A 16,339-nucleotide genomic window follows, 5' to 3' on the forward strand; every position below is an offset into this window, starting at 1 on the left:
AGATGCTCACCTGAAAGCAGTAGAATATCTTGCTGGCGGTGGAGAGAGCAGTGCCTTTAATCTCGGTAACGGTCAGGGCTTCTCGGTCAAACAAGTGATTGAAACCGCGAAACAAGTAACCGGACGCGATATTCCTGCGGTAATCGAACCACGTCGTAGTGGTGACCCTGCTGTGCTGGTCGCTTCTTCTGCAAAAGCGCGCTCTGTACTGGGCTGGACGCCAAAGCATGATCGTCTTGAAGATATCATTTCCAGTGCATGGCAATGGCATGAATCTAAACCGCAAGGATATGGTAACCATGAATAATACAACACGTACCAACGAACAGAATCAGACGTTACTGGCGATTGATGAACTGGTCAAGTTCGCTTTTGATAAACAACTGATCAAGGTTGCTGATCTCGATTATTCGCGCAATATGCTGCTGAGCAAATTCCGTTTTGATGAGCCGTATGATCCGAATGTGCCACTGCTTGCCAGCGTGGATCAGGGCGAGCCTGTCGATTCACCACAGCCGATGATCGATACCATCCTTGAATATGCGTATAGCATTGGCATGCTGCCGGAAAACACCGATACGTACCGCGACCTGATGGATGCGGAAATTATGGGACTGCTGATGGCGCGTCCATCCGAAGTGACCGCAGATTTCTTTGATACACTGGATCGCGAAGGTATTGAATCGGCAACGGATCAGTTTTATCAGCTGTCGATCAATTCCAATTATATCCGTATGGATCGGATCGCGAAAAATGTATATTGGAAGCAACCGAGCAGCTATGGCGATCTGGAAATGACGATCAATCTGTCCAAGCCAGAGAAAACATCGGCTGAAATTGCGCAGGCAAAGCTGCTGCCACCACCCTCGTATCCGAAATGTCTGTTATGCCGTGAAAATGTAGGCTATGCCGGTCGTATTAATCATCCGGCTCGCCAAAACTTGCGTGTTGTGCCGCTGATGCTAAGTGGAGAAGCATGGTTCTTGCAATACTCGCCTTATGTGTATTATAACGAGCACTGCATTGTGTTCCATCATGATCATGTGCCAATGCAGCTGACCAAGCATACACTGCGCCGGTTGCTCGATTTTGTCGGGGAATTCCCGCATTATTTCTTAGGCTCTAATGCTGATCTGCCAATCGTAGGCGGCTCCATCCTGACCCATGATCATTTCCAGGGTGGACGTCATACATTCCCAATTGAAAAAGCAGCAGTCGAACAAACGTATCGTCATAAGACGCGTGAAGACATTACGTTAGAGCTTGTAAACTGGCCGATGTCCGTCATCCGTCTGCGTGCGTTCAATGATACATTACTGCTGGAAGCAGCGAATGATATTTACGAAGCATGGAAAGTGTACAGCGATGCCGAAGTCGAAATTTTGGCGTCCACACCGGATGCAGAAGGCCAATCTGTCCGTCACAATACCGTAACCCCCATCGTGCGTCGTCGCGGCGAACAGTACGAAATGGATCTTGTGCTGCGCAACAATCGCACCAATGAGCAGCACCCGGATGGCATTTTCCATCCGCATCGCGAAATGCACCATATTAAACGCGAAAATATCGGCTTGATCGAAGTTATGGGTCTGGCCATCTTACCTGGGCGCTTAAAAGACGAACTGGATCAGATCGCTTCCATCCTGACAGGCAATACCGCTCTGCTAGATGAACTGCGTAGCACTACTAACCATAAGCTTGCCCACCATCTGGAATGGGCAGAACATATGGTCACCCAGTATGGTACAAATTTGGAGCAAGAAGCTGCCACACTAACCGTGCAGGACGAAGTCGGCCGCAAATTCGCCGAAATCCTAGAACACGCTGGCGTCTACAAAAAAGACGAACCCGGCCGCGCCGCTTTCCAACGCTTCCTCGAAAGCATCGGCTACCAGCTCAACTCCTAATTTTGCCATGAATTATTCTCTATAAGCCAACCTACACAAAAGCCACACTGCGGTTCCCCAACATAACCGCAGTGTGGCTGTTTGTATTTTCAGGCAAAGGATTAAAACTAAACGAGTAAAACCAAACACTTAAAACCAAAATAACTGTAAACTGACTTGAAACCTCAATAAGATTTGAACTCCATAAGATTTGAAATTGTAATATAAGTTTATTAAAATATAATTGCTCGAAATTATTTTACTGTAGTCAAGTTCGCTCTCAAAATCATAATGTGGGTGGCATTTACGTGCACAAGCCCTAAATTAATCTGCGCAAGAGTTGTTAAGCATATATGTTTAATAATTAGTTCACCATTAATAATTAAGCGGGTGCAGTGAATTTTTCAACATAGATATAAGAGGCATGCTTAGTTTAGGTGTTAGTTGTATACGTATATCATATAAAAACGAGCATAAAACAAATTCATCCGCCCACGCTCAAGTAATAAAGATTTTATTACTTACTGCCAGTACCCTTATATGGCTGCATCTATTCCAATATGCTACATCTATTAAGAATGTTGCAAGCATCGCGGAACGAGGGTAAGGAAATAAGGGAAAAGGACGACTTACAGTGTTAGCGATCTTCTAACACGAGGTATAATGAAAAGTGATTTTTGCACAGTAAAATATCTTACTGCTTTTGAGCACGGGAATCTACAATTTTCTCCTACTCTGTAGATTCCTGTGCGAGACCGGAGTCCGTTCCCTTATTCCTTACCAGAGTGATGTACGCCCCATCACCCAATCTTTGATAGCACTCTCTGTATAGATGCAGCACACCACCCCAATCATTTTGATTTTGACCGATTACAGTATATAATTGTAAAGGGCTAAGAAACAGTAACTAACTTATCGAACAACAAGGAGGCTTTTCTCAAGATGAAATCTTTTGAATTTTATAACCCAACTCGCCTGATTTTTGGTAAAGGCCAATTGGAAACATTAAAACGTGAAGTTTCAAAATATGGTAAAAACGTGCTGCTCGTCTATGGTGGCGGAAGCATTAAGCGCTCCGGTCTGTACGATGAAGTCATTGCTAAGCTGAACGAAGCTGGCGCGAACGTAACCGAACTGGCAGGCGTAGAACCTAACCCTCGTCTGACTACCGTACACAAAGGCGTAGAGCTGTGCAAAGCGAACAACATCGATCTCGTGCTGGCTGTAGGCGGCGGTAGTGTTATCGACTGCGCGAAAGCAATCATCGTCGGTGCTAAATACGATGGAGATGTATGGGAAATTATCGAGCGTAAAGCGGCTGCAACAGACGCATTGCCACTTGGCGTAGTGCTGACAATGGCTGCGACAGGCTCTGAAATGAACTCCGGTTCCGTCATTACCAATATGGATACACAGGAGAAATTGGGCTGGGGGAGTGCATATTCATTCCCAGCGTTCTCTATTTTGGACCCAGAATTCACCTATTCCTTGCCAAAAGACCAGACGGTATACGGTATCGTTGATATGATGTCGCACGTACTGGAAACGTATTTCCATCCAGAGGAAAATACACCGGTTCAGGACGGCTCGTGTGAGTCCGTACTACGTGCTGTGATCGAAGCAGCTCCAGGGCTGATCAACGATCTGGAAAACTTCGAACTGCGTTCTACGATCATGTACTCCGGTACAATGGCGCTGAATGGCGTACTGAGCATGGGTGTGACAGGTGACTGGGCGACACACAATATCGAGCACGCGGTATCCGCAGTGTACGATATTCCACACGGTGGCGGTCTGGCGATTCTGTTCCCAAACTGGATGCAATACAATTTGAAAGTAAATCCTGCACGCTTTGCGAAGCTGGCGGTAAACGTCTTCCACGTTGATCCAGCAGGCAAATCGGATGAGCAAGTAGGCGAAGAAGGTATTCAGGCGCTACGTGACTTCTGGGCTTCCATCGGCGCCCCTAGCCGTCTGGCAGACTACGATATCGACGATAGCCAGATCGACGCTATGGTTGAAAAAACACTCAAATTCGGTCCATCCTTCGGTAACTTTGCGAAGTTGCAAGCTGATGATGTACGTGAAATTTACCGTATGTCGCTGTAAGTCGATATCATATCGATTGAATAGTAGTCGCTTTTGCATCAGAGCATGAGTCGCTGCAAAAGCTTGAGTTATACAATGAATAAGCTACGATAAAAAGAATAAGATAGAACGAAAAGCGATCTGTCCTTCACTTACATGGGGGACAAATCGCTTTTTTGTATGATGTATTTTAAAATGTGTTTATTTTCAACATCAAATCTTGTATTGAACTTTTCGTGTAGAGCCAGTGCTGTAGCAAATCAGGTGATAGTGTAATTTTGCTTAGTAACCTGTTATCAGTCCGGCGAATTTTTCTCAGTATAAAGCTAAGTATCCCTATAACGATTTACTTTCTATATATAATCGCTTATTCATTGTAGAATAACTCTACTAATCAAAGAGAGTATAACCCAACCCAACCCAACCCAACCCAACCCAACCCAACCCAACCCAACCCAACCCAACCCAACCCAACCCAACCCAACCCAACCCAACCCAACCCAACCTTCTACTTACTCCCATTACTGTCCTTATTTTATATAAATTTGGATAAATTTATATAAACATGAAACCAATATCTTTTGCATACGTAATTATAGGTATATCGCCATTTTCTGTGCATGCTGTGGATACAATTGGAGTAATCTTGTTCTATTCATGGATCCCATATGGACAGAAATAAAGGGAAAGGAGTACACCGTTATGGAAACGCTATATTGGACGTGTCTAATTATTGGAGCGGTCTATGCGTTATTCAGTCTTGTCTTTGGTGACTGGCTAGGGGATGTACTGGGTGGCCTAGAGCTGCCGGGTGTGGATTTTCTAAAGCCGATTGTTTTAGCCGGGACAGTGACGGTTTTTGGCGGGGCAGGCATTATTTTGGACAAGTCAACGACATTGTCTACGCCGGTTGTGCTGATCTTATCGCTTGTAGCGGGAATACTAGGTGCATTGCTCGTATTTTTTGCTTATATTAAGCCGATGGAGCACAGTGAAGTATCGACAGGATATTCGATCCGTGAGCTGGTTGGCAAAATTGGAGAGATCACCATTCCAGTACCAGAGATTGGTTATGGAGAAGTGATGGTTCGTTTATCGGGTGGTAATGTGATTCATATCGCTTCCAGTTTTGAACATTGCCCGATCGCTGCGGGTACACGCGTGGTCATTATCGAAGAGCAAGATGGAACACTGGCTGTAGCTGAATTTGAACGACAGGATGCTTTGTGACCTATCCCGTTTTTTCGCTACGCTAACATGACCAGTACGTTGACCTGTTGAAGCTACTACCTGAAAGGTAGCGGCGCAAACAGAACGGCTTTAGCTCGAATTAGAATGATTGTATACATAGCCGTTCATAATCCCTGTCTGTCTTTGTCCCAACGAAGTCGAAGCATGGCGATAGTCGGCAGGCATGCCGAACAACCAATAAGCCAAAAGGGGAGAATGCGATGCCATTAGTAAATGAAGCTGTATTGATTGCAGGAGTCGTCGTTGTTGTACTGGTGGTGCTTGGGATTACATTCTGGGCACGTTATAAAACCGTAAGTACGGATGAAGCGATGGTTGTCACCGGTTCATTTTTAGGAAGTAAAAATATTTCTGATGACGGTTCTGGACGCAAAATTAAAGTTGTACGCGGTGGGGGCGCTTTTATATGGCCCATCTTTCAAAAAGCTGAACTCCTATCTTTGCTGTCTCACAAGCTTGATGTGACCACACCTGAGGTCTATACCGAGCAAGGCGTACCAGTTATGGCGGACGGGGTAGCGATTATCAAAATCGGCAGCTCGGTCGAAGACGTTGCTACCGCTGCTGAGCAATTTATGGGCAAACCGATTCAAGCGCTGCAAAGTGAAGCGCAGGAAGTGCTGGAAGGTCATTTGCGTTCGATTATGGGCTCGATGACAGTAGAGGAAGTGTATCGGAACCGCGACCGGTTTGCGCAGGAAGTACAAAGCGTTGCCGCACGTGATCTGAAAAAGATGGGCTTGCAAATTGTCTCGTTTACGATCAAAGATGTACGTGATAAGCACGGTTATCTGGAAGCGCTTGGTAAGCCACGTATTGCGATGGTCAAACGAGATGCTGAGATTGCTGAAGCCGAAGCGGTGCGGGATTCCCGTATTCAAAAAGCACAGGCAGAGCAAGAAGGTCAAAAGGCGGAACTGCTGCGCGATACGAACATCGCCGAAGCTTCAAAGGAAAAAGAATTGAAAATCGCTGCTTTCAAAAAAGATCAGGATACCGCACGCGCCGAAGCCGATCAGGCCTATCATATCCAGGAAGCGAAAGCAAAGCAGATTATGATGGAAGAGCAAATGAAAATCGAGCTTGTCCGCAAAGAGCGCGAGATCGATTTGAAAGAACGCGAGATTACCGTAAGCGAGAAGCAATACGACGCTCAGGTGAAAAAGAAAGCCGAAGCTGATCGTTTTGCTGTCGAACAAGCTGCCGAAGCGGAGAAATCGCGTAAAATGCGTGAAGCCGAAGCACGCAAATATTCGATCGAAACTGAAGCAAAAGCGTCTGCCGAGCAGCAGCGTCTTGCGGGTCTGGCCGTGGCTGAAGTCGAGCGCGCACAGGGTACAGCGCAAGCTGATGTTATCCGTCTGCGTGGTCTTGCTGAAGCCGAAGCGAAGCAAAAGCTGGCTGAAGCGTTCGAAAACTACGGTCAGGCCGCGATTCTCGATATCGTTTCCAAAATGCTTCCAGAACTAGCAGGCAAGATCGCTAGCCCACTGAGTAGCATCGACAAGTTGACCGTCGTAGATACAGGCAAGGGCGAAGGTGGCGGTGCCGCACGGGTGAGCAGTTACGTAACCGAATTGATGGCAACCGCACCTGAAATGCTAAAAAGCGTCTCCGGTCTGGATTTAGAATCGATGATTAAAAGTTTTACCGGTCAACCAGCGGAGCCGAATACACCGGCAGCCAGTCGCAGCAACAATAAAACAGATTCCCGCCCGACCACGCCGTCCGGCTTCCTGGATGCATTAACCGTTGAGCCTGTCACTGTCATAACGCCGAACGATGCGCAGCGTACCATCGATGCATCCGCTCATCATCAAGATACACAGGATCGGGTAGAAGAGCGAGAAGAAAGTAAAGCGTAAATGTAAAGCGTAAAAGTAAAGCTACACGTAATATGGATTACAGCAGAAATGTACAAACGAGAAATAACAAAGTAAGAAATGAAAACAAGTATTAACATGAAGCAATAACGTCAAGCAAGCCGTAATCACGATATAAAATCCTGTATGTGCTCTATGCTTGCTCGATTTCGCTTTGTTTAATAAAGAGAAACGGATCGAGTGAGCGATTCAGAATCATACCTAGAGGGCGGTAAAGTCGCATCCAAAAAGGCTTTGCCGCCTCTTTGCGTTGCTGCGCTACCGAGCGTTTCATATTGACGTAACAGTGATTTTTTGGTAACTTATTCGGGATAAGGCGATAGTAAAAGGGGTGCAACTGTGAGCAGCCTACAGGTAGCTAAAGTGCTGAATAATAACGTAATTATTGCAGATCATCCCCAGTATGAAGAAGTTGTGGTGATCGGTAAAGGAATCGGTTTTAACCGTAAAGCCAGCGATCACATTCCGCTGGACGTCGTCGAGAAGATGTTTATTTTGACTAATCAGCAAGAGCAGGAGCAATACAAGCAACTGGCGACACAGATTGACGAACGAATTATCGAAGTGATCAACGAGATCATTCATTATATTAATAAAGAAAGCAAAACACCGCTCAACGAACATATTCATATCGCATTAACCGATCATATTGCTTTTGCGATTAAGCGTGCTGAGCAAGGCATGACCGTGCAAAATCCATTTCTGTATGAGACGCGTGAGATGTATCCAGCGGAATACAGACTGGCTGAGCACGCGCTGGACATTATTCACAAACGTCTCGGTATTAGTTTGGAAGAAGATGAGATCGGATTCGTTGCGCTGCACATTTACAGTGCGCTGACCGATCAGCATATTACAGAGATTAAGTCCCATTCACAGCTCATTGCCGACATGATCAAAGTAGTTGAAGATTCGCTGGATCTAAAAATTGCTGGAGACAGTTTGGACTATTCACGCCTGCTAACGCATCTGCGGTTTGCAATCGAGCGTATTCGGCGTGGCGAGAAAGTAGCGGCTACTCATCGGCTAGAAGAAATGCTTAAATCTGAATATCCAGAAGTGTATTCGCTTGCCTGGAAACTAACGAAGATGATGGAGAAACGCTTGCGGCGTCCGGTATATGCGGCTGAAGTTAGTTACTTAACGATGCATTTGCAGCGTTTTGCCGAAAAAAACGAATAACATTTCCATTTTTTTTAATGAAAAGGCTTGCAAGTTGGTAATGTCAATGGTATAATTCAGAACGTAATCAACAAATGAATAACGGATATAACGTGTTACTGATTCGATCAGGCATGAGTTTACAAATATCTGAAAAGCAAGACTGCATATGCAGGGACAGGTCTATCCTGAATCTCAACATACAGTTTTATTTTACAGATATATTGTTTGCTCATGCTTTTTTTGCGTGGTCTCCATTATTCGTGTTGTTGAGCGTCGCATATTATATTTTACGATCAAGAGGGGAAGTGGCTGTATTGTTTAAACGTCTGTTTGGCGTTTTGCAGAAAGTAGGTAGAGCACTCATGTTGCCTGTAGCGATTTTGCCAGCAGCAGGTTTGCTGCTCGGAATCGGTAACATGCTCGTTAACCCGGACTTTTTGCAGTATATACCTGCACTGAATGCACACTGGGTTCAAATCACTGCTCAAGTTATGATGAACTCCGGGCAAATCGTATTTAGTAACCTATCCTTACTGTTTGCGGTCGGCGTTGCCGTCGGTCTTGCTGGCGGGGAAGGCGTTGCCGGTCTGGCAGCGATTATCGGTTACCTGATTATGAACGTAACGATGGGTACGGCAATGGGCGTTACTGCCGATCAAGTAGGTAAGCAAGATTTCTCCGTTGCTTCTGTACTGGGTATCCCTACATTGCAAACCGGTGTATTCGGCGGTATTATCGTCGGTATTTTGGCAGCATCGATGTACAAGCGGTTCTTCAAAATCGAATTGCCTTCGTACCTCGGCTTCTTTGCCGGTAAACGTTTTGTACCTATTATGACAGCTGTAGGCTCGCTCGTACTGGGTCTGATTATGATCATCGTATGGCCTCCAGTTCAGACATTCCTGAACACTGTTTCTCACAACATGGTTGATGCGAATCCAACATTGTCCGCCTTTATCTTCGGTGTGATTGAGCGCTCGCTGATTCCTTTCGGTCTGCATCATATTTTCTACTCTCCATTCTGGTTTGAATTTGGTGAGTATGTGAACAAAGCGGGTCAACTGGTACGTGGTGACCAGAACATCTTTATGGCTCAGCTGCGTGATGGTGTACCATTTACAGCTGGTACATTTATGGTTGGTAAATTCCCGTTCATGATGTTCGGTCTGCCTGCTGCGGCACTGGCGATCTACCATGAAGCAAAACCAGAACATAAGAAATATGTTGCTGGTATTATGGGTTCGGCAGCATTGACTTCGTTCCTGACGGGTATTACAGAGCCACTGGAATTCTCATTCCTGTTCGTAGCTCCAGTTCTGTTCGGTATTCACGCGATCTTCGCTGGTCTGTCTTTCATGACGATGCAATTGCTGGGCGTTAAAATTGGTATGACATTCTCCGGTGGTCTGATCGACTTTATTCTGTTCGGGGTGATTCCGAACCGTACACCGTGGTGGGATGTTATCATCGTCGGTCTGATTCTGGCTGTTATTTACTACTTTGGTTTCCGTTTCGCGATCCGTACCTTCAACTTGAAAACACCGGGCCGTGAAGATATAACGGCAAACGATACACAAGAGGGCGGCGGTTCCGCTTCTCAAGACGAATTGCCAGGTAAAATTCTGGATGCGTTTGGCGGTCAGCAAAACATTTCCAGTCTGGATGCTTGTATTACACGTCTGCGTATTCAAGTCAAAGAACCAAAAGAAGTAGATAAAGCACAATTGAAAGCATTGGGCGCGTCCGGCGTACTGGAAGTGGGTAATAATATCCAGGCGATCTTCGGAACACGTTCCGATACGATCAAATCGCAAATGCAGGATATCATTGCTGGACGTACACCACGACCTACACCTCCAAGTGTGGACAATGAGCCTGTGAAGGCGACTGCTGAGGGACAGGTCAATGTACTGGCAGAAGAAATGATCGTCGCTCCAGCTGAAGGCGAGCTGCTGAACATTTCCGAAGTACCAGACCCTGTATTCTCGCAAAAGATGACAGGTGACGGTTTCGCCATCCTGCCATCGAACGGTACGATTGCTTCTCCAGTAAACGGTAAAGTATTCAACGTATTCCCAAGTAAGCACGCGATCGGCATTATGTCCGAAGCGGGCAAAGAAATCCTGGTACACGTTGGTGTGAACACCGTTAAACTGAAAGGACAGGGCTTCAACGTACTCGTTGCCGAAGGCGACGATGTAATGGCTGGACAACCGATCCTGGAAGTGGATCTGGAGTATGTAAAAGCGAACGCTCCATCGATCATCACACCGATCATTTTCTCCAACCTGCCAGAAGGCGCAGCGGTAACGCTGAAAAAATCCGGCACGGTGAAAAGTGGAGAGGGAGACATCATTTCCATTAAATAATGATCGAACAAGTCATGATCGAATAAGTAACGATCGCAACATGATGATGGATATCGATTCAGGCAACAGAGCCTGACACTGTTTAACGACGGTGAACAACAAAGCAATCGATCTTATTTTACAAATGCATAACGACATCGTTGTAGCCTTGCTGGTCTGTAAAATCGGCAGCAGGCAATTCCCGCAAACTATAGATGACCTTTCACAAGGTTCGTCTATAGTTTGCTATCATTATGAAATGAAAGCATTTTGCGGTGATGTTGATTAAATGTTAGATTCGTTCATGAATTTTCCTAAAATTTACCGTAAAATGTTGGGTATTGCTGAAAAAAGTCGATTTTTTTTCTAACAGAAGGTGCATCCGGCGTTATTATGCTGTACAATGGAATGGATGGCTTGATGATTTACATCTATTTAACAAAACCCCAAATTATATGAAAGCGAGTGACTCTATAATGGAAAAAACATTCAAAATCGTTGACGAAGATGGTATCCACGCACGCCCAGCAACAGCTCTCGTAACTGCTGCTAACAAATTTGCTTCTACTGAATCTTTTGCTGAAGCTAAAGGTAAAAAAGTAACATTGAAATCCATCTTGGGCGTGCTGTCCCTCGGTCTGGAGCAAGGTGACACTATCGTTCTGTCCACTACGGGTGCTGAAGAAGCTGCTGCTCTGCAAGCTCTGACAGACGTAATGGTGAAAGAAGGGCTAGGCGAAATCAATGGCTAATATTTTGGGAATCGCGGCGTCTTCGGGCATCGCTATTGCCAAAGCATTCCGTCTGGAGCATCCTGAATACGAAATCAGCAAACGCTCCGTAAGTGACGCCGATGCAGAATTGGCTAAACTGCAAGCTGCTTTGGAAACTTCCAAAGGCGAGCTTGAAGCGATCAAAGAACGTACGCTGCAAGAAATGGGAGAAAAGAAGGCTGAGATTTTCCAATCTCACCTGCTGATCCTGAGTGATCCTGAGCTGATCGATCCAGTCAAAGACAAGATCGCCAGCGACATGATCAATGCTGAATATGCACTCAATGAAGTCGCTTCGCAATTCGTAGCGATGTTTGAAAATATGAAAAGTGCTTACCTGCAAGAACGTGCGGCTGATATGCGTGACGTAACGAAACGCGTCATCAACCATCTGATGGGTGTAAACTTCCAAAGCCCAGCAGAAATTCGTGAAGAAGTGGTTATCATCGCTGAAGATCTGACTCCTTCCGATACCGCACAACTGGATCGCAACTATGTAAAAGGCTTCACGACCAACATTGGTGGTCGTACTTCTCACTCCGCAATCATGGCGCGCTCTCTGGAGATTCCAGCGGTTGTTGGTACGAAAGAAGTTATGGAAGTTGTACAAAACGGCGATATGGTCATCGTAGATGGTCTTGAAGGTAACGTTATCGTAAACCCGGACGAGTCCACACTGGCTGATTACCGTGCAAAACGTGAAGCATACGAGGCTCAAGTAGCAGAATGGCGCAAACTGCGCGACGAAGCTACCGTGTCCAAAGATGGCGTTCACGTCGAGCTGGCAGCTAACATTGGTACACCAAATGATGTAGCTGGCGTGATCGATAACGGCGGCGAAGCTGTAGGTCTGTACCGCACCGAGTTCCTGTACATGGGTCGTGACGAATTGCCATCCGAGGATGTACAATTCAACGCGTACAAAACGGTACTGGAGCGCATGGAAGGCAAGCCAGTTGTTGTGCGTACACTCGATATCGGTGGCGACAAAGAACTGCCTTACCTGACATTGCCAAAAGAAATGAACCCATTCCTGGGCTTCCGTGCTATTCGTCTTTGTCTGGATCGTCAGGACATTTTCCGCACTCAACTGCGTGCGCTGCTCAGAGCAAGCGTATTCGGCGAACTGCGCGTCATGTTCCCAATGATCGCGACACTGGGCGAATTCCGTCAAGCGAAAGCGGTTCTGCTGGAAGAGAAAGACAAGCTGGTATCGGAAGGTGTTGCGGTATCCGACAACATTCAACTCGGTATCATGGTTGAAATTCCTTCGACAGCGGTACTGGCTGACCAGTTTGCCAAAGAAGTGGACTTCTTCAGTATCGGTACAAACGATCTGATCCAGTACACGATGGCAGCTGACCGTATGAACGAGCGCGTATCCTATCTGTATCAACCATATAACCCGTCCATTTTGCGTCTGGTTAAAATGGTAATCGATGCAGCACACAAAGAAGGCAAATGGGCCGGCATGTGTGGCGAAATGGCAGGGGATGCAACTGCAATTCCACTGCTGCTCGGTCTCGGACTCGACGAGTTCAGCATGAGCGCAAGCTCGATTCTGCCTGCACGCAGCCAGATCGCTAAACTGTCCAAAGCTGAAATGCAAGAGCTGGCTACCAAAGCACTCGATATGCAAACAGCCGAAGAAGTGGTTGAGCTGGTTAACGCAATTCAGGCGTAATACCGACTGGTTTGTTTGCTTTACAGCAATAGCCAATAGAGTGCACTGCCTGCGATTTCAAGGCAAACTCGATTGAATCGTTTTCCAACAATCCCATTAAGCTGATTTCCTGAATTTTTCGGGGAATCAGCTTTTTTTATTTGAGATTCTGGGAATTCTAGGGGAGTATCAAAGAACGTTCCGTACAAAGATTGTCTAACGGTCTCCGTTTAAGCCTGCACATGTTGTGAGGGGAGATGGTACATTTGCAGGGTTAAAGGTCGGCCTTTCAGACAATTCCTGTTGCTCCGCTTGATGCGTGCAGGGAGAAGCTTCAAAAGATTGCTGCGGAGGTACTTTAGAGCTGATGAGATATGTTTTCTGTATCATTGCTAGTCAAATTAAATTGACCTGGCTCAATCATAAGAATGGACTTAAAAGTTGGAAGGAAGGATTATTTGCATATCAATTGTTCATGATGATTAAAATAAGATTTAAATCTAAGATTCTAGTGCAAGTGAGGAAAAAATAAAGTATTTATATATAGAGTACGATTAAAGTTTTATAATGAATCTAATTGTAATGAACTACTTTTAAAATGTGGAGGAATGAGTATGCCCAATACTAAATATCCTGTTCTTATGGATGATTCATGGTTTACAGTATCAACATTAGACCCGACTACATTTGCTATTAGTGAATTTGGACATTGGGAAAAAGTTCATTCTTATTTATTGTTAGGTCAACAATGTTCCGTTTTAATTGATACCGGATTAGGCATCGATAATATCAAGCGTATAACAGATCAATTAACAAACTTGCCTATCAAGGTTATTACAACCCATGTGCATGTCGATCATATCGGAAGTCATGGTCAGTTTGAGGAAATTTATGTACATGAAGCGGAAGAAGATTTGCTTATAAACGGTATTCCGAAACTTTCAATCGAGCAAATTAGAAAAGATATATCACGTGATATTACGAAGCCAGTTCCAGTATCTTTTAATCCAACTACATATACACCTTATCAAGGAATACCAACAGGAGTTCTTCGAGATGAAGATGTGATCGATATTGGAGCACGCAGTTTGAAAATATTTCATACACCCGGTCATTCGCCTGGACATATTGCTATCTATGATATAAATAGAGGATATTTGTTTACAGGCGATTTATTATATAGTGATACACCAGTATATGCGTTTTATCCTACTACGTCTCCTGAAGATCTTGTGGATTCGTGGCAGAAGATTGCTAAGATTGAGGGAGTAAAGCAAATTTTCGGTGCTCATAATGAAATTGGATTAGAGCCTGAATTGTTGAATGTAGTGAAAGAAGCTGTTTTTGAACTGCGTAAGAAGAATCTGATCCATTTTGGAACAGGTATTCATCAGTTTAATGGTTTTTCAGTACGATTCTAGTTTTCCTTACGATTGGAATCTTTCGTGGGGTCATTTAATATAAAAAGAGAATATATTTATATTTTATGACTACGTTGGTGTATTCACGCATAGGAAAATGACTTCAAGTTCGTTTTCCACAAAATAGAGTCAACTTTAACTTTATAGCAACATTAATAGAAAGCTGTCACAATCTTTAATACTGAAGTTAGCTTTATATAATAAACGATAAGTTTTATGTATTTCAGAAAATAAATAGAAGGACACATTCCATAATCAGAATGTGTCCTTCTATTTTTATATTTATCCATTTTTCGTATATTATTTTTGCAATTGGACGAATGGATAGTATAGTTCTACAAAATATAGCGTCAATATAGTTAGAAGAATAAATCAGCTACAAGCGCAATTCAACACCGGTTTCCGTGCCGCAGTTGCTTCATCTAAACGACTCACATACGTCGTATACGGTGCATTCAGCACCAGCTCTGGATTTTCCTTCGCTTCATTTGCGATTTGAATCATCGTGTCGATAAAGCCATCAAGTGTTTCTTTGCTCTCGGTTTCGGTTGGCTCGATCATAATACATTCTTCTACGTTCAGCGGGAAGTACACCGTTGGTGGGTGGTAGCCGAAATCAAGCAATCGTTTGGCTACATCCAGTGTGCGCACGCCGTATTGTTTCAAGCCTTTGCCGGACATGACGAATTCGTGTTTGCATACATTGTCGTATGGCATTACAAAATGATCTTTCAGACGATGCATCATATAGTTAGCGTTCAGTACCGCACATTCGGATACGCGGCGCAGACCTTCCGGGCCATAACTGCGGATGTACGTATAAGCACGAACGAGAATGCCGAAGTTACCATAATATGCTTTTACGCGACCGATCGAATCCGGTGAACCGGAGCGAAGGGTGTACGTGCCGTCTGCTTGTTTTTCTACGACAGGCTCAGGCAGGAATGGAAGCAGTTTGCTTTTCACACCGACTGGGCCGGCACCTGGACCACCGCCACCGTGTGGGGTACTCATCGTTTTGTGCAAATTCAAGTGAACGACGTCAAAGCCCATATCACCTGGACGGGCGATACCCATGATCGCATTGGAGTTAGCACCATCATAGTAGAGCAGACCACCTGCTTCGTGTACAACCGCAGCGATCTCGGTAATTTGTTCTTCGAACAAGCCGAGTGTATTCGGATTGGTCAGCATCAGGGCGGCGGTATCCGGGCCAACGGCTGCACGCAGTGCATCCAGATCGACCAGTCCACGTTCATTGGAAGGAATCGTTACCGTTTGGAAACCAGCTACGGTTGCACTTGCTGGGTTCGTACCGTGCGAGGAGTCTGGCACGATCACTTTAGTACGATGTTCGCCGCGTTTTTCGTGATACGCGCGGATCATCATCAGACCTGTCCATTCGCCATGTGCACCAGCAGCGGGTTGCAACGTAACAGCATCCATGCCCGTCAACACAGCCAGATCATTTTGTAACGTATGCAGCAGTTCAAGAGCACCTTGAATGCTTTGTTCTGGCTGGTACGGGTGGATTTTGGCAAAGCCAGCATAACGTGCCACATCTTCGTTCACTTTTGGGTTGTATTTCATCGTACAGGAACCGAGTGGGTAGAAGCCATTATCGACACCGAAGTTCAGGCGAGACAGCTCGGTATAATGACGGATCACATCCACTTCATATACTTCCGGCAATGCAGCAGCTTCACTGCGCAGCATATGTTGCGGAATCAGGCTGCTCAGGTCTGCCTGTGGTACATCGCATTCCGGTAAGGAGTAACCAATACGACCGGTCTGACTTAATTCGAAAATTAACGCTTTTTCCTTCGCCACAACCGTTGGTTGCGTTGGGTTCGTTTCGACAG

10 protein-coding genes and 1 pseudogene are annotated in these 16,339 nt (G+C 45.3%); 10 read left to right on the forward strand and 1 reads right to left on the reverse strand.

The genetic code is table 11. From position 1 onward, the window contains the following. From AAHF22_RS17935 to AAHF22_RS17980, 10 genes and pseudogenes are all read left to right on the forward strand, one after another. Positions 1–307 (forward strand): annotated as a pseudogene (locus tag AAHF22_RS17935) (UDP-glucose 4-epimerase GalE); the annotation flags it as partial. Next, on the forward strand, positions 300–1,907 hold the full coding sequence (locus tag AAHF22_RS17940; RefSeq protein WP_347326396.1) for a UDP-glucose--hexose-1-phosphate uridylyltransferase: 1,608 nt from the start codon (positions 300–302) through the stop codon (positions 1,905–1,907). The pseudogene AAHF22_RS17935 and the gene AAHF22_RS17940, both read left to right, overlap by 8 nt. 921 nt (positions 1,908–2,828) lie before the next feature. Then, positions 2,829–3,995 carry an iron-containing alcohol dehydrogenase gene (locus tag AAHF22_RS17945; protein ID WP_347326397.1) on the forward strand — a complete coding sequence of 389 codons (1,167 nt, stop codon included), beginning with the start codon at positions 2,829–2,831 and terminating at the stop codon, positions 3,993–3,995. A 681-nt stretch (positions 3,996–4,676) separates the two neighbouring features. Continuing rightward, positions 4,677–5,204, forward strand: coding sequence for an NfeD family membrane protein (locus AAHF22_RS17950; RefSeq protein ID WP_347326398.1), 528 nt, complete (start codon positions 4,677–4,679; stop codon positions 5,202–5,204). 221 nt (positions 5,205–5,425) lie between these two features. Continuing rightward, complete coding sequence (gene floT / locus AAHF22_RS17955; RefSeq protein ID WP_347326399.1) at positions 5,426–7,090, forward strand: flotillin lipid rafts scaffold protein FloT; 1,665 nt, start codon at positions 5,426–5,428, stop codon at positions 7,088–7,090. A 357-nt stretch (positions 7,091–7,447) separates the two neighbouring features. Continuing rightward, positions 7,448–8,290: a glucose PTS transporter transcription antiterminator GlcT gene (gene glcT / locus AAHF22_RS17960; protein ID WP_347326400.1), complete on the forward strand. Its 843-nt coding sequence runs from the start codon at positions 7,448–7,450 to the stop codon at positions 8,288–8,290. Positions 8,291–8,586: 296 nt separating this feature from the next. After that, positions 8,587–10,641: a glucose-specific PTS transporter subunit IIBC gene (gene ptsG / locus AAHF22_RS17965; protein ID WP_347326401.1), complete on the forward strand. Its 2,055-nt coding sequence runs from the start codon at positions 8,587–8,589 to the stop codon at positions 10,639–10,641. Positions 10,642–11,096: 455 nt separating this feature from the next. Then, positions 11,097–11,372: an HPr family phosphocarrier protein gene (locus tag AAHF22_RS17970; protein WP_188776164.1), complete on the forward strand. Its 276-nt coding sequence runs from the start codon at positions 11,097–11,099 to the stop codon at positions 11,370–11,372. Further along, positions 11,365–13,077, forward strand: a complete 1,713-nt coding sequence (ptsP, locus tag AAHF22_RS17975; protein ID WP_347326402.1) for a phosphoenolpyruvate--protein phosphotransferase — start codon at positions 11,365–11,367, stop codon at positions 13,075–13,077. The genes AAHF22_RS17970 and ptsP overlap by 8 nt, the downstream gene beginning before the upstream one ends. 593 nt (positions 13,078–13,670) lie before the next feature. Beyond that, positions 13,671–14,477 carry an MBL fold metallo-hydrolase gene (locus AAHF22_RS17980; RefSeq protein ID WP_347326403.1) on the forward strand — a complete coding sequence of 269 codons (807 nt, stop codon included), beginning with the start codon at positions 13,671–13,673 and terminating at the stop codon, positions 14,475–14,477. A gap of 372 nt (positions 14,478–14,849) precedes the next feature. On the opposite strand, the gene gcvPB is transcribed toward AAHF22_RS17980, so the two are convergent. Next, positions 14,850–16,307 carry an aminomethyl-transferring glycine dehydrogenase subunit GcvPB gene (gene gcvPB / locus AAHF22_RS17985; protein WP_347326432.1) on the reverse strand — a complete coding sequence of 486 codons (1,458 nt, stop codon included), beginning with the start codon at positions 16,305–16,307 and terminating at the stop codon, positions 14,850–14,852. Positions 16,308–16,339 lie beyond the last annotated feature (32 nt).

The sequence above is a fragment of the Paenibacillus wenxiniae genome, from assembly GCF_039822605.1.
In the GTDB taxonomy this organism is placed as follows: Bacteria; Bacillota; Bacilli; order Paenibacillales; family Paenibacillaceae; genus Saccharibacillus; species Saccharibacillus wenxiniae.

Coding starts and splice junctions, on each gene's coding strand:
- AAHF22_RS17970 (WP_188776164.1), top strand. CDS start 11,097: ATGGAAAAAACATTCAAAATCGTTGACGAAGATGGTATCCACGCACGC.
- AAHF22_RS17940 (WP_347326396.1), top strand. CDS start 300: ATGAATAATACAACACGTACCAACGAACAGAATCAGACGTTACTGGCG.
- AAHF22_RS17980 (WP_347326403.1), top strand. CDS start 13,671: ATGCCCAATACTAAATATCCTGTTCTTATGGATGATTCATGGTTTACA.
- AAHF22_RS17945 (WP_347326397.1), top strand. CDS start 2,829: ATGAAATCTTTTGAATTTTATAACCCAACTCGCCTGATTTTTGGTAAA.
- floT (WP_347326399.1), top strand. CDS start 5,426: ATGCCATTAGTAAATGAAGCTGTATTGATTGCAGGAGTCGTCGTTGTT.
- ptsP (WP_347326402.1), top strand. CDS start 11,365: ATGGCTAATATTTTGGGAATCGCGGCGTCTTCGGGCATCGCTATTGCC.
- AAHF22_RS17950 (WP_347326398.1), top strand. CDS start 4,677: ATGGAAACGCTATATTGGACGTGTCTAATTATTGGAGCGGTCTATGCG.